Origin of the sequence: Streptomyces sp. DSM 41931, from assembly GCF_050271085.1 — a bacterium.
GTDB lineage: Bacteria > Actinomycetota > Actinomycetes > Streptomycetales > Streptomycetaceae > Streptomyces > Streptomyces albogriseolus.
In genome coordinates this window covers 3,699,114-3,722,544 of the sequence record NZ_CP189902.1, presented here as the reverse complement: position 1 = coordinate 3,722,544, position 23,431 = coordinate 3,699,114, and the positions used below count along the sequence as shown (strand labels likewise).

Below are 23,431 nucleotides of genomic sequence, written 5' to 3'. Positions count from 1 at the left end.
CGGACGGGCATCGCGCGTCCTCGGTCCCCAGCCTGTGGACAACTTCCTCCGGAACTTCCACCTGACCCTTCACACGAGGTGACGACCGAGAGCCCGGCGCGGGCCGCGGAGGACGTGACCCCGCGGGACGGGAACCCTCCGCGGGCCCGTACCGTTGAGGGCGTGTACCGGTTTCTGCTGACCCCCCGCTGGTGGGCGATCAACGTCTTCCTGCTGCTCTCGATCCCCTTCTGCGTGTTCATGGGGTCCTGGCAGCTGGGCCGGTTCGAGGACCGGGTGGACAACCACCGCGAGGCGGAGGCGCAGGTCGCCGACGCCAAGAAGGACAAGCCCCGGCCGCTGGACGACCTGCTGCCCGTGACCAAGGCCACCTCCGGCAAGCAGGCCACCGCGACCGGCCGGTACGACACCCAGCTCCTGGTCCCCGGCCGCACGCTGGACGACAAGGACGGCTACTACGTCCTGACCCTGCTGCGCACCGGCACCGGCCGCGCCCTGCCCGTCGTACGCGGCTGGCTGCCCGGCGAGCCCGACCCGGCGAAGGCGCCCGCGCCGCCCGCCGGCGAGGTCACCGTCACCGGAGCGCTCCAGGCCTCCGAGACCCCCGGCAGCAACGGCGTCAGCGCCCGCAGCGGCCTCCCGGAGGGCCAGACCGCCGCGATCAGCGCGGCCTCCCTGATCAACCTCGTCCCGTACGACGTCTACGACGCCTGGGTCACGCTGAACCGCGGCGACTCGGGCATGCGCGCGGTCCCGGCGTCCGCGCCGGGCGGCACCGGCCTCGACCTGAAGGCGTTCCAGAACCTCGGCTACACCGCCGAGTGGTTCGCCTTCGTCGGCTTCGTGATCTTCATGTGGTTCCGGCTGTTCCGCCGCGAGGTGGAACTCGCGCGGGACGCGGAGCTGGGCCTGGGGCCCGCCGCGGACACCGCGGACACCGCAGACGCCGCCGACGGTGACGGCGTCGCGCGTCAGGCGTCCGGCGTGAGCAGCCCCGTCCAGTAGACCGTCCCGGCGCAGGCGTTGCCGACCGTCGCGGTGGCCGCGCCGGAGCCGGTGGCCGCCGTGTAGGTCACCGTCACGCTGCCCTCGGTCCCGCCGTCCTGGCGCAGCAGCTGCGTCGTCGTGCCGGTGCCCATGGACGCGTCGGTCGAGTTCGTCGGCTCGCCGGTCGGGGTCGGGTCCGCCGAGGGGCCGCCGGTGCCGCCGCCCGCGGTGTCGCCGGGGACCGGACAGGTCTCCGAGGGCACCCAGGCGAACTGCACCTCGTACGCCTCGCCCGGCTCGAGGACCACCGTCGCCGCCTCCAGCGACGGGTCGGGCAGGGCGGCCGCCGCGTCGCCCGCGACATGCCGGGCCGTCCCGATCTTCGCCGCGTCCGCCGCGCCCTGGGGGGTCGCATTCACGGTTCCGGCGCCCTCGACGACGCATGCCTCGCCGGAGACGTTGGTGACCTGGAAGGAGCCGTAGACCGCGCCCGCCGAGTCGGGGGCGGCGCTGCTCGCGGTGGCCGGGCCGAGCTGCCCTGCGGTGCAGGCCGGGGCGTCCGCCGTGGTGCCGGCCGAGGGGTCGCCGCCCTCGGAGGCGCCCGTGCTCGCGCCGGTGCTCGCGCCGGCCTTGTCGCCCTCCTTCGCGGGGTCCTTCTCGTCGTCGCCGACCTCGTCGGAGGCGCCGCCGGCGGTGGTCTCGCCGCTGCCGGGGTCCTTGCCCTGTCCGGTGCCGCCCTGGGCCTGCGAGGCGTGGCCGACGGCGGACGGGTGGGCGTCCGAGCCGGAGGTGGTGGAGACGTGGACCAGCGCGGGGACGGCCGTGCCGAGGAGGAGCGCGGCCGCGGCCGCGCCGACGAGTGCCTGGCGTTTGCGCGCACGGCGGGCGGGGACCGCCCGGCGCAGGTAGTCCAGGGTGCCGTCGCTCGGCTCCACGTCCTGGACGGCCTGGTGCAGCAGGGTGCGCAGTTGCAGCTCGTCCGAGTCGAGCCCTTCGAGGCTCTGTTCGTCCCGGCCGTCGTTCACAGTTCCGTTCCCAGCGTGCGTGTGTGTCGGGTTCTGCCCGTGCGGTGTCACGAGCGCGCGCAGCCGTGCGAGCCCGTCCCCCTCGGGCACGCCCCCGCGGTCCGCGGCGACCGGCTCCGGCTCCGGTGCGGGCTTCGGTCCGTCCTCGGTCTGCGGCTCCGGCGCGGGGTCCTCCCCCGCCGCGTGCGCGGTCCGTCCCGGTCCGGCCGGTGGCCGGCCGTCCTCGTGCCGGCCGTCGCCGGAGTCCTCGCCGGCGTCGGCCGTACGGCTGTCCGAGCCCTCCGGGCCGCCCGTCGCGGCGTCCGCCGCGCCGCCGGAGGAGGCCCGCGAGCCCTCCGGCTCGCGTTCCTCGGGGCGCGGGTCCCGCGCGTCCTGGCCGTCGATCATGCCGACGCCTCCATGGCCAGCCGCAGCGCGGCGATGCCGCGTGAGCCGTACGCCTTGACCGAGCCGAGCGAGATGCCGAGCGTCTCGGCGACCTGGGCCTCCGTCATGTCGGCGAAGTAGCGCAGCACCAGCACCTCGCGCTGACGGCGCTGAAGGCCCTTCATCGCCTTGATGAGGGAGTCGCGTTCGAGCTGGTCGTACGCGCCCTCCTCCGCGCTCGCCATGTCGGGCATGGGCTTGGACAGCAGCTTCAGGCCGAGGATGCGGCGGCGCAGCGCGGAACGGGACAGGTTGACGACCGTCTGGCGCAGATAGGCCAGGGTCTTCTCCGGGTCGCGGACGCGTTTGCGGGCGGAGTGGACGCGGATGAACGCCTCCTGGACGACGTCCTCGCAGGAGGCCGTGTCGTCGAGGAGCAGCGCCGCGAGTCCCAGCAGCGAGCGGTAGTGCGCGCGGTAGGTCTCGGTGAGGTGGTCGACCGTGGTGCCGGCCGCCACCGTCTCGTCGGCGCCGTCACGCTGACCGGGGATGCGGGCGGGGCGCGCTGCGGGCATGGGCGCGATCACCGGCATGCCACCGGACGCACCGGCCACGCGGGGCCGGAGCGTGCCGCGAGGCGGCCGGAACGCCGTGCCACGGGGCGCTGTGAAGTCGAGTACCTCTGCCACGCCAGTTGGACACGCTTCCCCCCGTAAGGGTTGTACGTGCCGGGCGTCACGTCTGCGCCGTCCGGTACCGTCCACCGCCCACCCGCGTCAGGCAGCACCACCGACAGCGCATCGAATGCCCTCATGCGTCCCGCTCTTCCCCTGTGTTTCATATGAACGGACGTCCCCGCGCCCGGCTCCAGACGTCCCCACGTCTGGGAAGCAGCGTCCCCACGTCCCGGATAAGGGTGACCGCAAAGACGCTCCCCGCCCTCCGCTCGGTTGCGGCTGGCGGGGAGGTGAATCCTCGTCTGCAATCCTCGGCCCAGGAAGTTGCATGTTCAAGTGGCTCGGGCCGACCGGTCCGAGCCACAAGTCCCTCACAGATCCTACAAATTAATCCTCTGTGATCCAGACCTTTTACGTCCGCCACCAGGTCACCCGGCAGGACCGGGGCGCCCGCCTCGCGTCAGGCGGCCTTGCGCTCCGCCGCCACCAGCTCGGCGATCTGCGCGGTGTTGAGCGCGGCGCCCTTGCGCAGGTTGTCCCCGCACACGAACAGCTCCAGCGCCGTGGGGTCGTCCAGGGCCCGGCGCACCCGGCCGACCCAGGTGGGGTCGGTGCCGACGACGTCGGCGGGCGTCGGGAACTCCCCGGCGGCCGGGTTGTCGAAGAGGACGACGCCGGGGGCGGTCGCGAGGATCTCGCGTGCCTTGTCGACGGTGACCTCGCCCTCGAAGCGGGCGTGCACGGTGAGGGAGTGCACGGTGACCACGGGGACGCGGACGCAGGTGACGGCGACCGGGAGGGCGGGCAGGCCGAGGATCTTGCGGGACTCGTCCCGTACCTTCATCTCCTCGGACGACCAGCCGTCCTCGCGCAGCGAGCCGGCCCACGGCACGACGTTCAGCGCGACCGGCTCGGGGAAGGGCCCGGTGTTGTCCCCCACGGCCCGCCGTACGTCGCCGGGGTTCGTGCCCAGCTCCGTGCCGGCGACCAGGGAGAGCTGCTCGCGCAGTGTCCGCACGCCGGCCTGGCCGGCGCCGCTGACCGCCTGGTACGACGAGACGACCAGCTCGCGCAGGCCGAACTCGGCGTGCAGCGCGCCCAGCGCGACGATCATCGTCAGGGTGGTGCAGTTGGGGTTGGCGACGATGCCGCGCGGGCGGTTGCGTACCGCGTGCGGGTTGACCTCCGGGACGACCAGCGGCACGTCCGGGTCCATGCGGAAGGCGCCGGAGTTGTCGACGACGACCGCGCCGCGCGCGGCGGCGACGGGCGCCCACGCGGCGGAGACCTCGTCGGGCACGTCGAACATGGCGACGTCGACCCCGTCGAAGGCGTCCTCGGTGAGCGCCACCACCTCGACCTCCTCGCCGCGCACGGCCAGCTTGCGGCCGGCCGAGCGCGGGGAGGCGATGAGCCTGATCTCGCCCCAGATGTCCGCGCGCTGGGACAGGATCTGGAGCAGGACCGTGCCGACGGCCCCGGTCGCCCCCACGACCGCGAGCGTCGGCCGCCCGGAACGTCCGGGTCCTGCGGTCCCGGTCATCAGCGGCCGGTGCCTCCGTAGACCACGGCCTCGTCGCTGTCGGAGTCCAGTCCGAAGGCGGTGTGCACGGCGCGCACGGCCTCCGGCACGTCGTCCTTGCGGGTGACGACCGAGATGCGGATCTCGGAGGTCGAGATCAGCTCGATGTTCACACCGGCGTCGCTGAGCGCGGTGAAGAAGTCGGCGGTGACCCCGGGGTTGGTCTTCATGCCCGCGCCGACCAGGGAGATCTTGCCGATCTGGTCGTCGTAGCGCAGGGAGTCGAAGCCGATGGCGCCCTTGTTCTTCTCCAGGGCGTCGATGGCCTTGCGGCCCTCGGCCTTCGGCAGGGTGAAGGAGATGTCCGTCAGACCGGTGGAGGCGGCGGACACGTTCTGCACGACCATGTCGATGTTGATCTCGGCGTCCGCGATGGTGCGGAAGATCGACGCGGCCTCGCCGGGCTTGTCGGGCACGCCGACGACCGTGATCTTGGCCTCGGAGGTGTCGTGTGCGACACCGGAGATGAGAGCCTGCTCCACCTGCTTGTCCCCTTGCTCGATCGGCTCGCTGCTGACCCACGTGCCCTGCAGTCCGCTGAAGGACGAGCGGACGTGGATCGGGATGTTGTACCGGCGGGCGTACTCCACGCAGCGGTGGAGCAGCACCTTGGAACCGGAGGCGGCCAGTTCGAGCATGTCCTCGAACGAGATCCAGTCGATCTTCCTGGCCTTCGTCACCACGCGGGGGTCGGCGGTGAACACGCCGTCGACGTCCGTGTAGATCTCGCACACCTCGGCGTCGAGCGCCGCGGCGAGGGCGACGGCGGTGGTGTCGGAGCCGCCGCGGCCGAGCGTGGTGATGTCCTTGGTGTCCTGGCTGACGCCCTGGAACCCGGCGACGATGGCGATGTTGCCCTCGTCCACCGAGGCCTTGATCCGGCCCGGTGTGACATCGATGATGCGGGCTTTGTTGTGGACCGAGTCGGTGATGACACCTGCCTGGCTGCCGGTGAAGCTCTGGGCGTTGTGGCCCAGGTTCTTGATCGCCATGGCCAGCAGGGCCATGGAGATCCGCTCTCCGGCGGTCAGCAGCATGTCGAGCTCGCGGCCGGCAGGGATCGGGGAAACCTGCTCGGCGAGATCGATCAGCTCGTCCGTCGTGTCGCCCATCGCGGAAACCACGGCGACCACCTGGTGGCCGTTCTTCTTGGCTTCCACGATCCTCTTGGCGACGCGCTTGATGCCTTCGGCATCGGCTACGGAGGAGCCTCCGTACTTCTGCACGACAAGGCCCACGTGCGCTCCTCGCTCAGTCCGTCGTTGTCCCACGGTTCGCACACATATGTGTGCGCCACGGTCGGTTCAGTCTATCGAGCGTCCGAAAATCCCCTCCGGGGTACCGCATGGTGAGACTCCCCGGCGCTCTCGCAGGGGGGCTCATGCCCATCCCGACGCGGACCACTCGGAAAAGTGCCCCGCGTCACACGCGCCCTCAGTCGACAAGATCCTTGAGGGGCTCCGTGTCGAGGGTGACGTTCACGGGATCGGGAAGCTTCACGGACGCTCCGAAGGGCAGCTTCTCCTGGTGCCGGTAACGCCCGCCCTCCGGCTGGTTGAACACGACGACCGAGCAGTCGTCACGGTCGATGAGCAGATAGACGGGAATGCCGGCGGCGGCGTAGCCACCGGGCTTCTCGACCCGGTCGCGCCGGTCCGTGTCGGAGTCGTGCGACGTCACTTCCACGACCATGAGTACAGGTTGTCGCGGTAGTGGTAGAAGACGCGGTCCTCGATGGGCACCGGGCGGAACGTGTCGGGCACGGGGCCTCCCGTGCTCCGCTCCAGCTTCTTCCGGAGGAAGTACGCCGACGCGGTGCCCAGGTGGGCGATCTCCTCGAAGCCCTTGACGATGTCCTCGTCGGACACCGGATTGGCCTCGTTCTCCCTGCGGCAGTCCTCGCAGATGCCCCGGTCGATCTTCACCGTGCGTTCGTCCTGGTCACAGGTGGCGCAGGCCATGATCACGCGGGTCACCTTCGCGCGCGGTTCCTTCTTCTGCGGAGGCATCTTCGACTCCAGTCGTCGTCGGGCGAGTCCGCCCGGGTTGCTGACAGTGGGCGGGAGCCCTTCGGTCAGGGCTCGGGTGATGTCCCTGGGGGTCGCCCCACGGGACAGCCACTCCTCGGCAAGCGCTTCGAGGGAACGACAGTCGCCCTCGGGGAGCGCCATACGGGCGTCGGCGGTACGCAGGCTCGCGAGAGCGCGGTACGCGGCGCTCTCCGGCTCGGGCTCGGGCGCGGGCTCGGGCGCATCCGGTACGGCGGGCTGCTCGGCGGGAGGCTGCTCCGCGACCCGGGCGAGGCCCGGCTGGTGGTCCCGGGTCACGTCCATGCCGTGGCGCTCCCGCGCGAACTGCGCCCACCACTCCGGTGACCTGCGGGTACGCGACCAGTACGTGCGCGTGACCCACCGCATGGTGTTGTCCTCGACGGTGATGTGCTCCCTGATCCAGCGCAGGTGGCCGGCCTCGGTGATCCGGGTCAGCGAGGTGCGCATCGCCTGCTGGCCGTAGCGGGGGTGCTCGGCCGCGAGCACCTTGTGGCCCATCGCGTGGCCGGTGTCGAGGTGGTCGATGAAGACGGCGACTTCGGCGTCACGCGGGAGCAGGTGTGCGAAGTCCGCGTCCGCGTGCGGGTCTTCGTCACCCACGGGGCGCTTTCCGTACCCCGTTGTGGCCATGGGGTGGGACGGGGACGGCAGGGCGGGACTAGGGTGGGCGTAAGCCACGGTCGAACCTCTGTCTTCGATCCGTAGGTCAGGCCCCGGATTGGTGTTGGCGCACCGCCGGGGCCGACTCATTTGCTGGTCGTTTGCTGCGAACCTTGGGTATTTCAACCAGACCGGAAGACCCAAGGGAAGAGCTCGATTCCCGAGGCTCAAGCTTCGGGCCGAACTGCGGAAACGACCGCCGCCCAGGCGGGGGTGGCGATACGGAGTTCGGGGCCCGAGGGGGCGGCCTTGGAGTCACGGCCCTCCACCAGCACCATGGGGCCCCTCGACGCGTCACTGAACGCCTGCTCGAACGGCAGGACCTGCAACACCACGTTGCGCAGCCGGGACACCTCCAGCAACGGCTGGAGCTGCTCCAGATTTTGGTGTAGACCGCCGGGCACCGCTGCCTGACCGGGACAAGGGGATTCACCGATCCGCGCGAATTCCCCGTACCGGGGTCGTTGAATTCAAAATCGAATCACATGTGGGCTTCGCGAGCGGGCGAACGAAAATGGCCAGTGGCGAGATGATCATCCACCGTGTTATGTTCCTGCCGCGTCGAAAACCGGGCCTGACCAGCCCAGTTGAGGCGAGAGAGTTAATCGGGGGAAGAAGTCCGCGGGGGGACCATTTCGGTTTCCACGCCAGTCCAGGTCGCCCTTTTGGCCGCTGTTTCGGCCGTGGCGGCCGTCTCCGTCGGGGCCGGCGCGACCCTGGCGCAGGCGGCCGAGGCCGCCGCTCCGGCCCGTCCGGCGGCCTCGTCGGAGGCAACGCTGACCGCGGCCCAGGCCCGCGCCCTGCTCGCCGACCCGGCCGTGTCGGCCGAGCTGAAGGCGCAGGACACCACGTCGCTGCGTGCCGTGGCGGCCGGCACGGCCACCGACGTCCAGGCGCGAGGTGCCGTCGGCGGCGCCGCCAAGGCCCTGTACAACCTGCTGAAGAAGCACGGCGGCAAGATCTACAGCGGCGCGGTCAAGACCGCCAAGGGCAACTGGGGCAAGTTCCGCTCGTACATGGACGGCCTGCCCTGGTACCACCCGGTCCGCATCGCCTGGGTCGCCGCCGGCGCCGAGGCCCAGTACCAGCTGTACACGTACATCCGCAGCCTCGTCTGAGGGACCGGAACGTCACGCGGGGCGGCGCGCCGACGCGCCGCCCCGTACCGCGGAAGGGAACACACCGATGGCCAACTCCGAAGCCCCGCGGGCGCTGAGGCACCTGTGGGCCTCCCCCGCGCTGTTCGTCCTCGCGGCGTTCGTCGCGTTCAACGTCGTGGGCAGCGCCGAAGCAGGCTGGGTGCTGATGGCCGGGGGACTGTCCGGCCCCGCCGTCGCCCTCGGCTGGCAGGCGCTCCGGCGCGAACGTCCGGAGGCGGCGTTCGTCGTCGTCCCGCTGGCGCTGATGGCGCTGATGACGGTGCTGTTCGGCATCAACGAGGGCTTCCCCTGGTCCTGAGCCGTCCTACTGGACCGGGCGCATGCCCAGGGGGGTGCCGATCTCCTCGGCCATGACCTTGCCGGCCTCGGCCTCGAGGGTGTCGTCGCCCAGGCCCTGGTCGGTGTCCAGGCCGTCGAGTTCGGCGAGGGGCTGGTTCAGGCGGACGTGGGCGACGACCGACTGCAGGGCGCGCAGGGACGCCGACGCCGTGGAGCCCCAGTTGGAGAAGTAGGAGAACTGCCACCACCACAGCGCCTCCGACGTGCGGCCCGCCTTGTAGTGGGCCATGCCGTGGCGCAGGTCGGTGATGACGTCGGTGAGGTCGTCGGAGATGCGGGCCGGGACCGGGGCCTTGCGCGGCTCGTACGGGTCGAAGACCTCGGAGTAGACGTCGATCGGGTCGAGCAGCCGCGCCAGGTTCTCGCGCAGCTCGTCCACGTCCGGCTCGGGGCCCATGTCCGGCTCGTAGCGCTCCTCGGGGACGATGTCCTCGTGGGCGCCGAGACGGCCGCCGGCCAGGAGCAGCTGGGAGACCTCGAGGAGGAGGAAGGGCACCGCCGAGTCCGGCTCGTCGCCCTTCGCGACCTCCGTGACGGCCACCAGGAAGCTCTCGATCTGATCGGCGATCTGGACCGCGAAGTCGTCCGGGTTCCGGTCGGTCGCGTGCAGCGTGGCGTCAGACATCTAGGAGTCGTCTCCCCTCGAAGGCGCGGCCGAGCGTGACCTCGTCCGCGTATTCCAGGTCGCCGCCCACCGGGAGGCCGCTGGCCAGGCGGGTGACCTTCAGGCCCATGGGCTTGATCATGCGGGCGAGGTACGTGGCTGTGGCCTCGCCTTCGAGATTGGGGTCCGTGGCGAGGATCAGCTCGGTGACCGTGCCGTCCGCCAGCCGGGCCAGGAGTTCCCGTATGCGCAGGTCGTCGGGGCCCACCCCGTCGATCGGGCTGATCGCGCCGCCCAGCACGTGGTAGCGGCCGCGGAACTCACGCGTGCGCTCGATCGCGACGACGTCCTTCGGCTCCTCCACGACGCAGATGACCGCGGGGTCGCGCCGGGTGTCGCGGCAGATGCCGCACCGCTCCTCCTGCGCGACGTTCCCGCAGACCGCGCAGAAGCGGACCCTCGCCTTGACCTCCGTCAGCGCCTGCGCCAGACGCCGTACGTCCGCCGGTTCCGCCTGCAGGATGTGGAAGGCGATCCGCTGCGCGCTCTTGGGACCGACGCCGGGCAGCCGTCCCAGCTCGTCGATGAGGTCCTGGACCACGCCTTCGTACAACGGACTGCCGTCCCTTCCTGATGTTCCTTCACTACGTACGGTAGAGGGCCGCGGCCCCGCTTAGAAGGGGAGGCCGGGGATACCGCCCCCGCCGAGGCCCTGGGCCAGCGGGCCGAGCTTCTGCTGCTGCAGCGTCTGCGCGTTCTCGTTCGCCGCCTGGACCGCCGCGACGACCAGGTCCGCGAGGGTCTCGGTGTCCTCGGGGTCCACCGCCTTCGGGTCGATCTTCAGCGCCCGCAGCTCGCCGGAGCCGGTGACGGTGGCCCGCACGAGACCGCCGCCCGCCTGGCCCTCGACCTCCGTGCGCGCCAGTTCCTCCTGGGCCTTGGCCAGGTCCTGCTGCATCTTCTGGGCCTGCTGGAGCAGCTGCTGCATGTTGGGCTGGCCACCACCGGGGATCACGATTCAGCTCCTAGGTCGGTACGTCGGATCGCTACGTCGGTCCGGGTGCGACGGTCGCACCCTCGGCACGAGCCTACGTGCTCGGGACGGCCGTCGCCCCGGCACTCTTTCGGGTGAGTTCCCTCCGGGGCCCTATACCTGATCACGGCCCCCTTCCGGGCGTAAAAGCGCGCGAACTCCCGACGCGCCCACCCGTTGGGCGGTAGGAAGGGCCCGGCGCGCGAGCACCACGCGTGACCGGCCGACCGCGTGCGGTGTGTGTGCGCGGGGTCGGTCAGGTCGGTTCAGGAGGGGAGATACCGGGTGGGTCAGCCGGAGATGCAGCCCGAAGGTCGGCCTCACGACGGGCGGGGCGAAGGCGCGGCGGGGCTGAGCCCGGGCGACTCCGTCGGCCGCGCGTTCCCGCTCGGGGACTGGGGTGAGCCGGCCGCGCGGCTGGACGAGCTGTACCGGTGGGTGGAGCGCGGGGCGCTGGACACCGCCGCGTGGTACCTCGAGGACCGGATGTGGAAGCGGCGCTGCGCGTGGGGCCTGCGGACCGGCACGGCACTGGGCGCGCTCGCCGGGGCCGGGCTGCCGCTGCTGGACCTGACCGGGGCGGCGGACGGCGTCACGCCCTGGGGGTACCTCGCGCTGCTGCTCGCCGTGGCGTGCGTGGCGGGCGACCGGTTCTTCGGGATGACGTCCGGGTGGATGCGGGACGTGGCGACCGCGCAGGCCGTGCAGCGGCGGCTGCAGGCGTTCCAGTTCGACTGGGCGTCGGAGTGCGTGCGGGAGGTGCTGGGTCCCGCCGAGGGCACGGCGAGTGAGGCGGCGGAGCGGTGTCTGACGGTGCTGCGGCGGTTCACGGAGGACGTGACGGAGCTGGTCCGGGTGGAGACGGCGGACTGGATGATGGAGTTCCGGGGCGGGGGTGCGCCGCTGGGCGTGCGGGGGGCGCTGGGCGGCGGGGGGCGGTCGGAGGTGGTGCTTCCGGCGGGGCGGTTCGCTGCTCCGGCCAACGGGGCGCGGCCGAACATGCCCCGGCAGCGGCCGCCGGAGCCGCGGTGAGGTTTTGCCGGGGGCGTTTCCCCTGCGCGGCGCGTTCTCTTAGTCGCGGGTGTACGTCAGTTGTTCGCCCGTGCCCGTGCTCGTGCGGCGCAGGGTGCCGTCCGGGAGCAGGACGATGTCGCTCGCGGAGCCGGGGGTGCAGGCGCTGCGGGGTTCCCCGGCCGTGACCGTGGACGGGCCGAGCTGGAGCCGGCCGCCGGAGGCGCCGGTGAGGCGGGCCTCGAAGACGCAGTGGTAGGTGCCGTTGCCGGTGGGTCCTTCGGCCACCAGGGACATCACCGTGTCGCCGGCCTCGCCCTGCTGCACGGTGAGGCGGCGGCTGTGCGAGCCGCTGTCGTTGTCGATGGTGGCGGACCAGCGGCCCAGGAACTCCTCCGGGACCGTCCCGTCCGCGGGCGCGCCGCTGCTCGGCGAGCCTGACTCCGTGGGCGGCACGTCGTCGGTGGTGGCCGCGTCGCCGGTGCTCCGCGGAGTGCCGGCCGGCGCGGCGGGCGTCGACGGGTCGCCGCCCGCGCGGTCGTCGCCCCGGGCGCCGCTCATCAGCGCGTACACGCTGCCGCCCGCGGCGAGCGCCACCACCAGGGCGATCACCACGAGCAGCGCGGTGGAGCGGTTGTCGCGGCGCGGCTCCTGCGGTGGCGGAACGTACGGCGGCGGGCCGTAGGGCGGGGTGCCGCTCGCGCCGTGGCCGCCGTACGGGTAGCCGTACGCGGGCGGCTGCGGGTGCTGCTGGGGGTGGCCGTAGGCGCCCCCGCCGTACGCGCCTGCCCCGTACGGCCCTGCTCCGTACCCGTCTCCCCCCGGCGCCGGTCCCGGCGGCGGGGCGGGGTCGCCGCCCTGGCCGACCACGACTGTGGGCAGGTGGTTCACCCCGGGCTGCCCGGGCGGGGGCGGGGCGGGCGCGTCCGGGGGCGGCGCGGCCCCGTCGTCGGCGGCGCGCGCGTGCTCGGCGGACGCGTCCCCTCCCGGCTCCCCCGGCCCCGGCGCCTCCGGGTCCTCCGCGTCGAGCAGCCGTACCGCGTGCCGGCCCAGCTGGGCGACCAGCGCGCTGGGCAGCCACGGGTCGCGGGAACGCCCGTCGGCGACCGTGTCCTCCGCACCCGTGCGGGCCAGCACCTCGTCGAGCGTGGGCCGTGCCGCCGGGTCCTTGCGCAGGCACGCCCGCACCAGGTCGGCGAGCCCCTCGGGCACCTGTGTCAGATCGGGCTCCTCCTGCGCGATGCGGAACATCAGCGCGTGCACCCCGCTGTTGGCGGTGCCGAACGGCAGCGCGCCGGTCGCCGCGTAGGCGAGCACCGAGCCGAGGCAGAACACGTCGCAGGCGGGCGTGATGCGGTCGCCGCGCACCTGCTCGGGCGCCATGAAGCCGGGCGAGCCGACGAGCGCGCCGATGGGGGCACCTCCCACGCCTTTCGGGCTGTGGGGGAGGGTGAGCCCGCCGTCGGTCACCGTCTCCAGCGCGCGGGCGATGCCGAAGTCGATGACGCGCGGCCCGTCGATGGTGACGAGCACATTGGACGGCTTGAGGTCGCGGTGGATGATCCCGGCCGCGTGGATGTCCTTGAGGGCGTGCGCGAGACCGGCGCCGAGGATGCGCACCGACCGCTCGGGCAGCGCCCCGTGGTCGTGGCCCACCACCTGCTGGAGGCTCGGCCCGGCGACGTACCCGGTGGCCACCCACGGCACGGCCGCCTCGGTGTCGGCGTCCAGCACGGGCGCGGTCCAGTCGCCGCCGACCTGCCGGGCGGCCCGCACCTCCTGGCGGAAGCGGGCGCGGAACTCCTCCTGCCGGGCCAGCTCCTCGCGGACCAGTTTCACGGCGACGGTGCGTCCCCGGTCGGAGCGGGCGAGGTAGACCTGGCCCATGCCGCCGGCGCCCAGCCGTGCGAGCAGCCGGTAGCCCCCGATGGTCTGCGGATCCCCGATCCCGAGCTGGTCCATCGCTGCGCCGCCTTCCCCCCGCAGTGAGCAACGGATCGAGGATAGTGGCGGGCCGGTGCCCGGTGAGCCGGGTCACGTCTACGGTTCCGTAACAGGCGGGCCCAGGCCGTCGAGCACCGTGGACAGGTGTTCCAGCGCCCGCACCGCCTCGGCGAGCCCCTCCTCCCCGTGCGCCTCCCGGTACGCCTTCGCGAGCCGTGCGGCGAAGGCCGCGTGCCCGGGGTCGATACGGCGGACGGCGGCGCGGCCCTCCTCGGTCGGGGCGAGGAGTTTGGCCCGGCGGTGGGCCGGGTTGGGCCGGTACTCGGCGAGCCCCTGTTCCACCAGCAGGTCGGCGACGCGCTGCACGCTCTGCCGGGTGATGCCCATGGCGCGGGCGATCCCGGACACCGGCAGCGGCTCCCTGAGCACCGCGCCCAGCACCTGCCACCGTGCGGCGGTGAGCCCGGCGGGCCGGGCCAGCTCCTCGGCGACCGCGAGGAACTGGCCGTTCAGCCGGAAGGCGCCGAGCGCGCCCCGGCTGAGCAGGTCCTGCTCCTCGCGGCTCACCTGCTCGCCGCCTCCGTCCACTCCGCGTACGCGGCCGGGTCGGAGTCGTGGAACAGCCGGTACCAGGCGTCGGCCGCCTTGTCGTCGTAGGCGCCGATCAGCGTGAGGATCTCGCGGGCGAAGGCGACCGGTTCGGTCGGTCCGGCGGTGACGAGCGGGCCGTCGGTGACGGCGTCGGCCTCCACGTACCGCCCGGCGCCCGCGTATCCGGTCGCCGCGAGGTAGGGGGCGGCGGCGCCGGTGTGCGCCCGGTCGTCGAGCAGGCCTTCGCGGGCGAGCCCGGCGGTGGCGCCGCAGATCGCGGCGACCGGCACCCCCGCGTCGAGGAAGGCGCGGGCGGTGCGGGCGGCGGGGGCGAGGTCGTCGCCCTCGTCCCAGGCGGTGGCGCCGGGGAGGATCAGCAGGGAGCTGTCCTCGGGGCGCAGCTCCTCCAGCGCGAGGTCGGGCAGGGCGCGGAGGCCGCCCATGCTGGTGACGGGCCGGCCGCCGGGGGTCGCGGTGCGGACCTCGAAGCCCGCGAGGGCGAGATGCGCGGTGGCATGACCGGTCTCCCAGTCGGCCCAGGTGTCGTAGAGGGCGAGATGCACGGGCCTGCGGGTCATGACCGCTCCCTGGGGTCGATTCCTCTGCCGAGCTATGACAACATCCTGTCCTCATGACAGCAGGCTGTCAACCAGGATCCGCCCCCGATCCGCCTCCCTTGTCGACAACCTGTCGCGGAAACCCCCGCACCGCAGACACCCCGCCGATGTCGCCCGCCCGCCGCCCCCGCCTACGCTCGGGCGCATGACCCCTCAGCCCAACCCCGAGGCCGGCGCCGCCGTCAAGGCCGCCGACCGTGCGCATGTGTTCCACTCCTGGTCCGCGCAGGAGCTCATCGACCCGCTCGCCGTCGCCGGGGCGGAGGGGTCGTACTTCTGGGACTACGACGGCCGCCGCTACCTCGACTTCACCAGCGGCCTCGTCTACACCAACATCGGCTACCAGCACCCCAAGGTCGTCGCCGCGATCCAGGAGCAGGCGGCGCGGATGACGACGTTCGCGCCCGCGTTCGCCGTCGAGGCGCGCTCCGAGGCGGCCCGGCTGATAGCCGAGCGCACCCCCGGCGACCTGGACAAGATCTTCTTCACCAACGGCGGCGCCGACGCCGTGGAGCACGCCCTGCGCATGGCCCGGCTGCACACCGGCCGCCCCAAGGTGCTCTCCGCGTACCGCTCGTACCACGGCGGCACCCAGCAGGCCGTGAACGTCACCGGCGACCCGCGCCGCTGGGCCTCCGACAGCGGCACCGCCGGAGTCGTGCACTTCTGGGCGCCGTTCCTCTACCGCTCGCGCTTCTACGCCGAGACCGAGGAGCAGGAGTGCGCGCGGGCGCTGGAGCACCTGGAGACGACGATCGCCTTCGAGGGGCCGTCGACGATCGCCGCGATCATCCTGGAGACCATCCCGGGCACCGCCGGCATCATGCCGCCCCCGCCCGGCTACCTCGCGGGCGTCCGCGAGCTGTGCGACAAGCACGGCATCGTCCTGGTGCTGGACGAGGTGATGGCCGGGTTCGGCCGGACCGGCACCTGGTTCGCGGCCGACCTGTACGACGTCGTGCCGGACCTGATGACCTTCGCCAAGGGCGTGAACTCCGGCTACGTCCCGCTGGGCGGTGTCGCCATCTCCCCGGAGATCGCCGCCACCTTCGCCACCCGCGCCTACCCGGGCGGCCTGACCTACTCCGGGCACCCCCTGGCCTGCGCCGCGGCCGTCGCGACGATCAACGTGATGGAGGAGGAGAACCTCGTCCAGAACGCGGCCTCCCTCGGCGCGTCCGTCGTCGGCCCCGGTCTGCGGGAGCTGGCCGAGCGTCACCCGAGCGTGGGCGAGGTGCGCGGCACCGGCATGTTCTGGGCGGTGGAACTGGTGCGGGACCGGGAGACCCGGGAGCCGCTGGTGCCGTACAACGCGTCCGGCGAGGCGAACGCCCCGATGGCCGCGTTCGCCGCCGCCGCGAAGAAGGCCGGCCTGTGGCCCTTCGTGAACATGAACCGCACCCATGTGGTGCCGCCGCTCAACACGGGCGAGGCCGAGCTGAAGGAGGGCCTGGCGGCCCTGGACGCGGCCCTGTCGGTGGCCGACGAGTACGTGAGGTAGCCGGCGGAGGACCGCGTAAGGTGGCGTGCCCGTGGACTTCCGCGAGCACGCCACTCGAACGCGATGAGGGAGACGCCCCGACCATGCCCCGCCTCGGCAACGTCGCCGTGACCCGCAGCACCCTGCGGCAGCAGATCGCCGACGCGCTCCGTGACGAGGTGCTGGCCGGGCGGCTCCAGCCGGGGCAGGAGTTCACCGTCAAGGAGATCGCCGACCAGTACGGGGTGTCCGCGACGCCCGTGCGGGAGGCGCTGGTCGATCTGTCGGCGCAGGGGCTGCTGGACGCCGACCAGCACCGGGGCTTCCGGGTCCACGAGTACTCCGCCGACGACTTCCGCGGCATGATCGAGGCGCGCAGCCTGGTCACCGACGGGATGTTCCACGCGCTCACCCACGGCGGCGCTCCGCGTCCGCGGCCCGACGAGCCCCGGCTGGCGGCGCTCCTCGCGGGGGTGCGGCGGCGCGGCGAGGAGGCCCGGCGCGCGGCCCTGGCCGGCGAGGTCACCGTGCTGATCGGCTACGACCTGCGGTTCTGGCGGGAGCTGGCGTCCGCGTTCGGCAACCCGTACCTCACCGACTTCCTGCACCGGCTGCGGGTGCAGATGTGGGTGTACGTGGTGCAGCACCTGCGGCAGCTGCCCGATCCGCGGGGCCGGCTCTGGGCGGGTCACACCGAGCTGGTGGACGCCCTGGCCGAGGGCGACACCGCCACCGCGCGCGCCATCCTCGAGGCGTACACCGCGTACTCCCTGTCCCTCGTCGAGGGCCTGACGTCCGACGCGGCGGGTAAGGGACCTGTACGGCGGCCCGCACAGGGGGATCCGCCCGCCCGGGACGCCGATACGCTTCCCTGACGCCTGTCCCGAACCGTCTTCCCGGACCCGGACGTCCCACCCGACGACCGCGCGATGCGAGGAGTCCTCTTTTGGCCTGTGACCTGTGGCTGGTACCGCTCGTCGACGTGTTGTGCCACACGCCCGACAACCCCTTCGCCGAGGAACTCGCGCAGTACAACACGGTGCTCGCCGACGCGGGACTGCCGCCGGTGCCGGTGTACCAGTACATGCCGGGACTGACCGGCGACGTCGCCCCGGTCGCCGGGTTCGACTACGACGCACTGCACTTCCTGCGACGCGTGTACCTGCTCCAGGTCTGCGGGCTCCCGGTCACCCCGGTGGACGAACTGGGCGGCGACTACGAGCAGTTGCTGGAGATGTTCGAGGCCACGGCCCAGCAGTCGCACCTGGTGTGGCACTACGACCACGCGGGCGCGTACGTGCCCGTCGACTTCCCGAGTCCGCTGTCCAGCGACGAACTCCTCGCCGGAGGCGGCCCGTTGGGCTCCTCGCACGCGCTGCTGCGCGAACTGGAGCTGGTCGCCCCGTCGATCGGCATCGACCCGGCGAACCCGCCGGCCGCGCCCGAGCCTCCGGGGGCCCCCACCGAGCTGGAGGAGCCGGCCGTCCCGGCCCCGTACGACCCCAGTCCCTTCGCCCGCGAGCGCCATGTGTGGCTGGGCCTGCACGCGGCGGCGACCCGGAGCCTGGCGCAGGGCTCGATGATCGTCTTCAGCTGAGCCCGGACACGCGCCGGCCACCGGCGCCCCCTCCCGGGGACGCCGGTGGCCGGTCGCGGCGGGTGCTCCTAGAGGAACGAGTTGATCTCGATCGTCTCGGTACGGCCCGGGCCCACGCCGATCGCGGAGATCGGGGCGCCGGACATCTCCTCCAGGGCCTTCACGTACGCCTGGGCGTTCTTCGGCAGGTCGGAGAAGGACTTCGCCTTGCTGATGTCCTCGTTCCAGCCCGGCAGCATCTCGTAGACCGGCTTCGCGTGGTGGAAGTCCGTCTGCGAGTACGGCAGCTCCTCGACGCGCCGGCCGTCGATCTCGTAGGCCACGCAGACCGGGATCTGCTCCCAGCCGGTGAGCACGTCGAGCTTGGTGAGGAAGAAGTCCGTCAGGCCGTTCACCCGGGTCGCGTAGCGGGCGATCACCGCGTCGAACCAGCCGCAGCGGCGGTCACGGCCGGTGGTGACGCCCCGCTCGCCGCCGATGCGGCGCAGCGCCTCGCCGTCCTCGTCGAACAGCTCCGTCGGGAACGGTCCCGCGCCGACACGGGTGGTGTACGCCTTGAGGATGCCGATGACCCGGCTGATCTTCGTCGGGCCCACGCCCGCGCCCGTGCAGGCGCCGCCCGCGGTCGGGTTCGACGAGGTGACGAAGGGGTACGTGCCGTGGTCGATGTCGAGCAGGGTGCCCTGGCCGCCCTCGAAGAGGACCACCTTGTCCTGCTCCAGCGCCTCGTTCAGCACCAGCACGGTGTCGGCGACGTACGGCGCCAGCTTGTCCGCGTAGCCCAGCAGCTCCTCGACCACCTGCTCCACGGCGATCGCGCGCCGGTTGTAGAGCTTCGTGAGCATCTGGTTCTTGACGTCGAGGGCCGCCTCGACCTTCTGGGTGAGGATCGACTCGTCGTAGAGGTCCTGCACCCGGATGCCGACGCGGTTGATCTTGTCGGCGTAGGTCGGGCCGATGCCGCGGCCGGTGGTGCCGATCTTGCGCTTGCCGAGGAAGCGCTCGGTCACCTTGTCCACCGTCACGTTGTACGGCGTGATGATGTGCGCGTTTCCGCTGATCAGGAGCTTCGACGTGTCGACGCCGCGCTCGTTCAGACCGCTCAGCTCGGAGAGCAGGACCGACGGGTCGACGACGACGCCGTTACCGATGACCGGCGTGCAGCCGGGGGAGAGGATCCCGGAAGGGAGCAGGTGAAGGGCGTACTTCTGATCGCCCACGACCACCGTGTGGCCGGCGTTGTTGCCGCCCTGGTAGCGCACCACATAGTCGACGGAACCACCGAGCAGGTCCGTCGCCTTTCCCTTGCCTTCGTCACCCCACTGAGCACCGAGCAGCACAAGTGCGGGCACGCGCGTACACCCCTTCCGGGCGGGGCATGTCCAAGGTCAGGGGCGCACACGGAGGATCTCCGCCGCGTGCACCGCGACCACCGTTGGCCGCCAACCGTCGGACCGGATGCCCCGGAATAGACGAAGCCCCTGGCGCAATAGCGCAAAGGGGCTCTTGCACAAAGATGCTACCCGAGGAAGCGAGGCATGGCCGAGGTGGCGACTTCCGGGACTTCTTCCGCGACGTCCGATCAGCTCCTGGTGGTCATCGATCCGGTCGCCCGGCGGGCGGACGGCGAGTCGGTCCGGATCGCACGGGACGTGCTCCGCGCGGGTGCGGCGGGCGCGAAGGTGTGCCTGCCGGACGGCCCCGAGGAATTCGCCCGGGCGCTCTCCCGGCGCGGCTCGCGGCGTCCGGTGGTGGTGGGCGACGACCGGGCGCTGGTGCGCGCGGTGGAGCTGCTGCACCGGCGGCGGGAGCTGGCCGGGTGCGCGCTGTCCCTGGTGCCGGTGGGCGGCTCGGTGTCGCTCGCCCGGGCGCTGGGCGTGCCGTGCGGGGCGGTGGCCGCGGCGCGGGCGGTGCTGGACGGGGCGGAGCGGCGGATGGACCTGCTGGTCGACGACCGCGACGGCGTGGTGCTCGGCGCGCTGCGGATCCCGCCGCTCGGCTCCCCGTCCCCCTTGCGGCACTCCCCCGACGGGGTGACCCACCCCTGGCTGCGGACCTGCCGCTCCCTGGTCCGCACGCTCGCGCCCGCCCGGCCGCCCGCCGCACCCGGGTCGGGGCCGACGCGGCTGCGGGTGGAGGTGGACGGGGAGACCCTTGTCGACCTGCACCAGTCGGTGGAGGCCGTCTCGGTCGTCCCCGGCGCCTCGGGCACGGCCCGCGTGGAGGTCCGCCCGGCCTCCGTCGGCGCGGAGGCGTCCCCCCTCTCGGCGGAGGGCAGCACGATCACCGTGTCGGGCGCGCATTTCCGCTACCGGGCGGACGCGGTGGTGTCGGGACCGGTGCGGACGCGGACCTGGGAGGTGCGGGAGGGGGCCTGGGGGCTGACGGTGCCGGCGTGAGCCGCCTCTGGACGGCACTCGCCGCGTCGGACCGACTACAGCCCGGGGGCCGCTCCCGGGTCCTCCCCGGCACCGCCGAACAGCTTCTGCCGGTGCCCGTGCCAGCGCTCCATCATCGCCTCGACCTCCTTCTCCACGAACTCGAAGAAGGCCAGCGTCTCCGCCAGCCGTCGGCCCGCCGGGGTGTCCCCTCCCAGACTGGCGATGCCGTCCCTCAGGGCCCCCTCCCAGCGCCTGATGACGGCCTCGCGATTGGTGAGGGCCTCGTACCACTGGTCGCCGTGGACCCGGTAGCGCTCCCGGCGGGAGCCCGGTTCACGCTCGCGGGACACCATGTGCTGGCGCGCCAGGTAGCGCACCGCCCCCGACACCGCGGCCGGTGAGATCCTGAGCCGCTCGCCCAGTTCGGCGGAGGTCATGACCCCGGTGTCGGACGCGAGCAGGGCCGCGAAGACGCGGGCGGGCATCCGCGGCAGCCCGGCCTCCACCAGCTGCGCCGCGAAGTGCTCGACGAACCGCGAGACCGCCTCCGGGTCCCGGACCGTCCCGCCCGGTTCCGCCATGTCCGACCCTCTCCCCTGCTCAGGCGCCACCGGTTCAGTCTAGTCAGCGTTTATACGCTTCCTTAACTTCACAAATCTGTGAACGAAGCGTACGTTCCCAGGCATGACGAAGGCCATCTCCGTGTCCGGGCTGCGCAAGTCGTTCGGCCGGACCCAAGCGCTGGACGGGCTCGACCTGAGCGTCGAGACCGGCGAGGTCCACGGCTTCCTCGGCCCCAACGGCGCCGGCAAGTCGACCACCCTCCGTGTACTGCTCGGTCTGCTGCGCGCCGACTCCGGCACCGCCGAGGTGCTGGGGCACGATCCGTGGCGCGACGCCGTGGCGCTGCACCGCCGTCTCGCCTACGTCCCCGGCGACGTGGAGCTGTGGCCGGGGCTGACCGGCGGCGAGGCCATCGACCTGCTGGCCCGGCTGCGCGGCGGGCTCGACGAGCGGCGCCGCGCCGAACTCGTCGAGCGGTTCGACCTCGACCCGACCAAGAAGGGCCGCGCCTACTCCAAGGGCAACCGGCAGAAGGTCGCCATCGTCGCCGCGCTCGCCTCCGACGCCGAACTGCTGCTGCTCGACGAGCCGACCGCGGGGCTCGACCCGCTGATGGAAGTCGTCTTCCAGGACGTCATCGCCGAGGCCAAGGCGGCCGGACGGACCGTGCTGCTCTCCAGCCACATCCTGGCCCAGGTGGAGAAGCTCGCCGACCGCGTGAGCATCGTCCGCCAGGGCCGGACCGTCCAGTCCGGCACCCTCGGCGAGCTGCGCCACCTGACCCGCACCACCGTCGAGGCGGAGACCGAACGGCCCGCCGCGGACCTCGCCCGCCTGCCCGGCGTCCACGACCTGCGGACCGTCGACGAGGCCACCGGCCGGATCCACTTCACCGTCGACGGCGCCCACGTCGGCGCCGCCGTCCGCGCGCTCAGCGACCTCGGCGTCCGCAGCCTGGTCAGCCACCCGCCCACCCTGGAGGAGCTGATGCTGCGCCACTACGGCGACGAACTGGCCGCCAACGGGCACGGCGCCGGCGCCGACGGGCGCACCACCGGACAGGGCACGAACGGAGAGCCGCGATGACCTCCGTCACCGTCGGCCCCGGCACCCGGGCGCCCGCCGCACCGGTCGCGGGCGGCAACGCGCTGGCCGGCACCCGGACCCTGATCCGCTTCGCCCTGCGCCGGGACCGGATCCGGCTCCCGGTGTGGATCCTGGCCCTGTTCCTCTCCACCCTCATGACGGCGAACAGCTTCAGGACGCTCTACAGCGACCCGGAGGACCGGGCGAACGCCGTCAGAAGCGTGGACAGCCCGGCCGGCCTGGCCATGTCCGGCCCCCGCCACTACCTCACCGACGACGGCTTCGGCTCCATCCTCAGCCACCAGATGATCGGCTTCACGGCCGTCCTCGTCGGCCTCATGAGCGTGCTGATCGTCACGCGGCACACCCGCGCCGAGGAGGAGACGGGCCGCGCCGAACTGGTGCGCTCGACCGTCGTCGGCCGGCACGCCCACCTCGCCGCCGCCCTGGCCGTCGCCGTCCTGGCCAACCTCGCGCTCGCCCTGCTGTTGGCCCTCGGCCTGGCCGGCCTCGGGATGGAGGGCATCGACACCGCGGGCTCGCTGGTCTACGGCTTCGCCCACGCCGCCGCCGGCCTCGTCTTCGCCGCCGTCGCCGCGGTCACCGTCCAGGTCACCGCGCACACCCGCGGGGCGTCCGGGACGGCGCTCGCCGTCATCGGCATCGCCTACGTGCTGCGCGCCGCCGGCGACAGCGGCACGAACGACACCCTGTCCTGGCTGTCCCCGATCGGCTGGGTGCAGCGCAGCTACCCGTACGTCGACAACCGCTGGTGGCCGCTGCTGCTGTGCCTGCTGTGCGCGACGGGGTGCGCGGCGGCGGGGTTCTGGCTCTCCACCCGCCGGGACGTGGGCGCGGGACTGCGTCCGCAGAAACCGGGCAGTCCCACCGCCTCCGCCGCGCTCACCACACCGGTCGGCTTCGCCCTGCGCCTGCACCGGGGCCTGCTGGCCGGCTTCGGCGCCGGCCTGTTCCTGATGGGCGCGATGTACGGGTCGATCCTCGGGGACGCCGAGGACATGCTGGCGGGCATCGACGAGATCGAGCAGGCCCTGGAGCGCATCGGCGGGGCGAGCGTCGCCGAGTCCTTCGCCTCGATGGTCATGGTCGTCCTGACGGTCGTGGCGTCGGTGTACGTCGTGATGGCGGCCCTGCGGCCCCGCTCCGAGGAGACGGCGGGCCGCGCCGAGCCCCTGCTCGCCACCGGCCTCTCACGCTCCCGCTGGGTCGGCGGCCATCTGGCCGTGGCCATGGGCGGCGGCACGGTCGTCCTGCTGCTGGCCGGGCTCGGCTTCGGCCTGGCCGGGGCTGCCTCGACCGGTGACGCCGGGCTGGTGCCCGACCTGACGGGCGCGGCCCTCGCGTACGCACCGGCCCTGTGGGTCACGGTCGGCGTGGCGGTGGTCCTCTTCGGCTGGTTCCCCCGGGCGAGCCAGGCGGCCTGGGTCGTGCCGGTGTATGCGTTCGTGGTCGGCTATCTCGGCCAGATCCTCCAGTTCCCGGACTGGATGAACAACCTCTCCCCCTTCGGCCACATCCCTCGCCTGCCCGCCGCCGGCATGAACTGGACCCCGCTGTTCCTGCTGACCCTCGTCGCCGCCGCCCTGGTGTGGCTGGGCCTGACCGGGTTCCGCCGCCGGGACCTGGAGACGAAGTAGCCGTCAGGGTGCTGATCG

Annotated in this window: 25 protein-coding genes; 10 read left to right on the top strand and 15 right to left on the bottom strand. The window is 72.7% G+C overall.

Going from position 1 to position 23,431, the window contains the following annotated elements; all coding sequences use genetic code 11:
• Nucleotides 1-162 precede the first annotated feature (162 nt).
• Nucleotides 163-1,005 (top strand): SURF1 family protein, encoded by an 843-nt coding sequence (locus ACP7TJ_RS17315; protein ID WP_387792174.1) that lies wholly within the window; start codon nucleotides 163-165, stop codon nucleotides 1,003-1,005.
• On the opposite strand, the gene ACP7TJ_RS17310 is transcribed toward ACP7TJ_RS17315, so the two are convergent.
• From ACP7TJ_RS17310 to ACP7TJ_RS17280, 7 genes are all read right to left on the bottom strand, one after another.
• Nucleotides 972-2,399 (bottom strand): hypothetical protein, encoded by a 1,428-nt coding sequence (locus tag ACP7TJ_RS17310; protein ID WP_380883124.1) that lies wholly within the window; start codon nucleotides 2,397-2,399, stop codon nucleotides 972-974. The genes ACP7TJ_RS17315 and ACP7TJ_RS17310 overlap by 34 nt on opposite strands.
• Nucleotides 2,396-2,971, bottom strand: a complete 576-nt coding sequence (locus ACP7TJ_RS17305) for a SigE family RNA polymerase sigma factor (RefSeq protein ID WP_093764500.1) — start codon at nucleotides 2,969-2,971, stop codon at nucleotides 2,396-2,398. The genes ACP7TJ_RS17310 and ACP7TJ_RS17305 overlap by 4 nt, the downstream gene beginning before the upstream one ends.
• A gap of 544 nt (nucleotides 2,972-3,515) precedes the next feature.
• Nucleotides 3,516-4,598, bottom strand: a complete 1,083-nt coding sequence (locus tag ACP7TJ_RS17300) for an aspartate-semialdehyde dehydrogenase (protein WP_376725358.1) — start codon at nucleotides 4,596-4,598, stop codon at nucleotides 3,516-3,518.
• Nucleotides 4,598-5,875, bottom strand: coding sequence for an aspartate kinase (locus ACP7TJ_RS17295; RefSeq protein WP_093764498.1), 1,278 nt, complete (start codon nucleotides 5,873-5,875; stop codon nucleotides 4,598-4,600). Before ACP7TJ_RS17295 ends, ACP7TJ_RS17300 begins: the two co-directional genes overlap by 1 nt.
• A gap of 196 nt (nucleotides 5,876-6,071) precedes the next feature.
• Entirely contained in the window at nucleotides 6,072-6,329 is a 258-nt protein-coding gene (locus ACP7TJ_RS17290) for a Uma2 family endonuclease (protein WP_427763738.1), read from the bottom strand.
• A complete protein-coding gene (locus tag ACP7TJ_RS17285) occupies nucleotides 6,314-7,288 on the bottom strand; it encodes a hypothetical protein (protein ID WP_427763736.1) in 975 nt (324 codons plus the stop codon). Before ACP7TJ_RS17285 ends, ACP7TJ_RS17290 begins: the two co-directional genes overlap by 16 nt.
• Before the next feature lie 227 nt (nucleotides 7,289-7,515).
• Nucleotides 7,516-7,752 carry a Scr1 family TA system antitoxin-like transcriptional regulator gene (locus ACP7TJ_RS17280; protein WP_266547834.1) on the bottom strand — a complete coding sequence of 79 codons (237 nt, stop codon included), beginning with the start codon at nucleotides 7,750-7,752 and terminating at the stop codon, nucleotides 7,516-7,518.
• Between the two features lie 261 nt (nucleotides 7,753-8,013).
• On the opposite strand from ACP7TJ_RS17280, the gene ACP7TJ_RS17275 reads away from it, so the two are divergent.
• The gene (locus ACP7TJ_RS17275) at nucleotides 8,014-8,466 is read left to right on the top strand and encodes a hypothetical protein (protein ID WP_367548974.1); all 453 of its coding nucleotides are present in this window, start codon (nucleotides 8,014-8,016) and stop codon (nucleotides 8,464-8,466) included.
• Between the two features lie 67 nt (nucleotides 8,467-8,533).
• Nucleotides 8,534-8,806 (top strand): hypothetical protein, encoded by a 273-nt coding sequence (locus tag ACP7TJ_RS17270; protein WP_093764493.1) that lies wholly within the window; start codon nucleotides 8,534-8,536, stop codon nucleotides 8,804-8,806.
• A 6-nt stretch (nucleotides 8,807-8,812) separates the two neighbouring features.
• Here the strand turns inward: ACP7TJ_RS17270 and ACP7TJ_RS17265 are convergent, their stop codons facing one another.
• From ACP7TJ_RS17265 to ACP7TJ_RS17255, 3 genes are read right to left on the bottom strand one after another with little or no spacing between them, the layout of a single operon-like run.
• Nucleotides 8,813-9,472, bottom strand: coding sequence for a DUF5063 domain-containing protein (locus ACP7TJ_RS17265; protein ID WP_093764492.1), 660 nt, complete (start codon nucleotides 9,470-9,472; stop codon nucleotides 8,813-8,815).
• The gene (recR, locus tag ACP7TJ_RS17260; protein WP_093764491.1) at nucleotides 9,465-10,064 is read right to left on the bottom strand and encodes a recombination mediator RecR; all 600 of its coding nucleotides are present in this window, start codon (nucleotides 10,062-10,064) and stop codon (nucleotides 9,465-9,467) included. Before recR ends, ACP7TJ_RS17265 begins: the two co-directional genes overlap by 8 nt.
• A 60-nt stretch (nucleotides 10,065-10,124) precedes the next feature.
• Nucleotides 10,125-10,466 (bottom strand): YbaB/EbfC family nucleoid-associated protein, encoded by a 342-nt coding sequence (locus tag ACP7TJ_RS17255; RefSeq protein WP_078492938.1) that lies wholly within the window; start codon nucleotides 10,464-10,466, stop codon nucleotides 10,125-10,127.
• A gap of 303 nt (nucleotides 10,467-10,769) precedes the next feature.
• Between ACP7TJ_RS17255 and ACP7TJ_RS17250 the strand changes: the two genes are divergently transcribed.
• Nucleotides 10,770-11,516 (top strand): SLATT domain-containing protein, encoded by a 747-nt coding sequence (locus ACP7TJ_RS17250; RefSeq protein ID WP_093764490.1) that lies wholly within the window; start codon nucleotides 10,770-10,772, stop codon nucleotides 11,514-11,516.
• A 39-nt stretch (nucleotides 11,517-11,555) separates the two neighbouring features.
• Here the strand turns inward: ACP7TJ_RS17250 and ACP7TJ_RS17245 are convergent, their stop codons facing one another.
• The 3 genes from ACP7TJ_RS17245 to ACP7TJ_RS17235 form a co-directional block, all read right to left on the bottom strand.
• Complete coding sequence (locus ACP7TJ_RS17245; protein WP_427763734.1) at nucleotides 11,556-13,457, bottom strand: serine/threonine-protein kinase; 1,902 nt, start codon at nucleotides 13,455-13,457, stop codon at nucleotides 11,556-11,558.
• Between the two features lie 78 nt (nucleotides 13,458-13,535).
• Entirely contained in the window at nucleotides 13,536-14,006 is a 471-nt protein-coding gene (locus tag ACP7TJ_RS17240) for a MarR family winged helix-turn-helix transcriptional regulator (protein ID WP_093764660.1), read from the bottom strand.
• Nucleotides 14,003-14,608 (bottom strand): DJ-1/PfpI family protein, encoded by a 606-nt coding sequence (locus ACP7TJ_RS17235; RefSeq protein WP_266547819.1) that lies wholly within the window; start codon nucleotides 14,606-14,608, stop codon nucleotides 14,003-14,005. Before ACP7TJ_RS17235 ends, ACP7TJ_RS17240 begins: the two co-directional genes overlap by 4 nt.
• Before the next feature lie 184 nt (nucleotides 14,609-14,792).
• Between ACP7TJ_RS17235 and ACP7TJ_RS17230 the strand changes: the two genes are divergently transcribed.
• The 3 genes from ACP7TJ_RS17230 (at nucleotide 14,793) to ACP7TJ_RS17220 (ending at nucleotide 17,724) form a co-directional block, all read left to right on the top strand.
• Nucleotides 14,793-16,148: an aspartate aminotransferase family protein gene (locus ACP7TJ_RS17230; RefSeq protein WP_266399112.1), complete on the top strand. Its 1,356-nt coding sequence runs from the start codon at nucleotides 14,793-14,795 to the stop codon at nucleotides 16,146-16,148.
• 83 nt (nucleotides 16,149-16,231) lie between these two features.
• Nucleotides 16,232-17,002, top strand: a complete 771-nt coding sequence (locus tag ACP7TJ_RS17225; RefSeq protein ID WP_093764486.1) for a GntR family transcriptional regulator — start codon at nucleotides 16,232-16,234, stop codon at nucleotides 17,000-17,002.
• 71 nt (nucleotides 17,003-17,073) lie between these two features.
• Entirely contained in the window at nucleotides 17,074-17,724 is a 651-nt protein-coding gene (locus ACP7TJ_RS17220; RefSeq protein WP_093764485.1) for a hypothetical protein, read from the top strand.
• A 68-nt stretch (nucleotides 17,725-17,792) separates the two neighbouring features.
• Here the strand turns inward: ACP7TJ_RS17220 and ACP7TJ_RS17215 are convergent, their stop codons facing one another.
• Nucleotides 17,793-19,076 (bottom strand): adenylosuccinate synthase, encoded by a 1,284-nt coding sequence (locus tag ACP7TJ_RS17215; protein WP_093764484.1) that lies wholly within the window; start codon nucleotides 19,074-19,076, stop codon nucleotides 17,793-17,795.
• 186 nt (nucleotides 19,077-19,262) lie between these two features.
• On the opposite strand from ACP7TJ_RS17215, the gene ACP7TJ_RS17210 reads away from it, so the two are divergent.
• Nucleotides 19,263-20,123 carry a diacylglycerol kinase gene (locus ACP7TJ_RS17210; protein ID WP_093764483.1) on the top strand — a complete coding sequence of 287 codons (861 nt, stop codon included), beginning with the start codon at nucleotides 19,263-19,265 and terminating at the stop codon, nucleotides 20,121-20,123.
• 35 nt (nucleotides 20,124-20,158) lie between these two features.
• Here ACP7TJ_RS17210 and ACP7TJ_RS17205 read toward each other — a convergent pair whose 3' ends face one another.
• Entirely contained in the window at nucleotides 20,159-20,686 is a 528-nt protein-coding gene (locus ACP7TJ_RS17205; protein ID WP_167741206.1) for a GbsR/MarR family transcriptional regulator, read from the bottom strand.
• Between the two features lie 103 nt (nucleotides 20,687-20,789).
• Between ACP7TJ_RS17205 and ACP7TJ_RS17200 the strand changes: the two genes are divergently transcribed.
• Both ACP7TJ_RS17200 and ACP7TJ_RS17195 read left to right on the top strand, forming a co-directional pair.
• Entirely contained in the window at nucleotides 20,790-21,755 is a 966-nt protein-coding gene (locus ACP7TJ_RS17200; protein ID WP_427763729.1) for an ATP-binding cassette domain-containing protein, read from the top strand.
• Nucleotides 21,752-23,413 carry an ABC transporter permease gene (locus tag ACP7TJ_RS17195; RefSeq protein ID WP_401627687.1) on the top strand — a complete coding sequence of 554 codons (1,662 nt, stop codon included), beginning with the start codon at nucleotides 21,752-21,754 and terminating at the stop codon, nucleotides 23,411-23,413. Before ACP7TJ_RS17200 ends, ACP7TJ_RS17195 begins: the two co-directional genes overlap by 4 nt.
• Nucleotides 23,414-23,431: the final 18 nt, after the last annotated feature.

Excerpts from the sequence above, each read along its gene's own strand:
- ACP7TJ_RS17305 (WP_093764500.1), bottom strand. The coding sequence starts at position 2,971 with ATGCCGGTGATCGCGCCCATGCCCGCAGCGCGCCCCGCCCGCATCCCC.
- ACP7TJ_RS17245 (WP_427763734.1), bottom strand. The coding sequence starts at position 13,457 with ATGGACCAGCTCGGGATCGGGGATCCGCAGACCATCGGGGGCTACCGG.
- ACP7TJ_RS17200 (WP_427763729.1), top strand. The coding sequence starts at position 20,790 with ATGACGAAGGCCATCTCCGTGTCCGGGCTGCGCAAGTCGTTCGGCCGG.
- ACP7TJ_RS17205 (WP_167741206.1), bottom strand. The coding sequence starts at position 20,686 with ATGGCGGAACCGGGCGGGACGGTCCGGGACCCGGAGGCGGTCTCGCGG.
- ACP7TJ_RS17225 (WP_093764486.1), top strand. The coding sequence starts at position 16,232 with ATGCCCCGCCTCGGCAACGTCGCCGTGACCCGCAGCACCCTGCGGCAG.
- ACP7TJ_RS17230 (WP_266399112.1), top strand. The coding sequence starts at position 14,793 with ATGACCCCTCAGCCCAACCCCGAGGCCGGCGCCGCCGTCAAGGCCGCC.
- ACP7TJ_RS17290 (WP_427763738.1), bottom strand. The coding sequence starts at position 6,329 with ATGGTCGTGGAAGTGACGTCGCACGACTCCGACACGGACCGGCGCGAC.
- ACP7TJ_RS17195 (WP_401627687.1), top strand. The coding sequence starts at position 21,752 with ATGACCTCCGTCACCGTCGGCCCCGGCACCCGGGCGCCCGCCGCACCG.
- ACP7TJ_RS17210 (WP_093764483.1), top strand. The coding sequence starts at position 19,263 with ATGGCCGAGGTGGCGACTTCCGGGACTTCTTCCGCGACGTCCGATCAG.
- ACP7TJ_RS17300 (WP_376725358.1), bottom strand. The coding sequence starts at position 4,598 with ATGACCGGGACCGCAGGACCCGGACGTTCCGGGCGGCCGACGCTCGCG.
- ACP7TJ_RS17235 (WP_266547819.1), bottom strand. The coding sequence starts at position 14,608 with ATGACCCGCAGGCCCGTGCATCTCGCCCTCTACGACACCTGGGCCGAC.
- ACP7TJ_RS17310 (WP_380883124.1), bottom strand. The coding sequence starts at position 2,399 with ATGATCGACGGCCAGGACGCGCGGGACCCGCGCCCCGAGGAACGCGAG.
- ACP7TJ_RS17265 (WP_093764492.1), bottom strand. The coding sequence starts at position 9,472 with ATGTCTGACGCCACGCTGCACGCGACCGACCGGAACCCGGACGACTTC.
- ACP7TJ_RS17270 (WP_093764493.1), top strand. The coding sequence starts at position 8,534 with ATGGCCAACTCCGAAGCCCCGCGGGCGCTGAGGCACCTGTGGGCCTCC.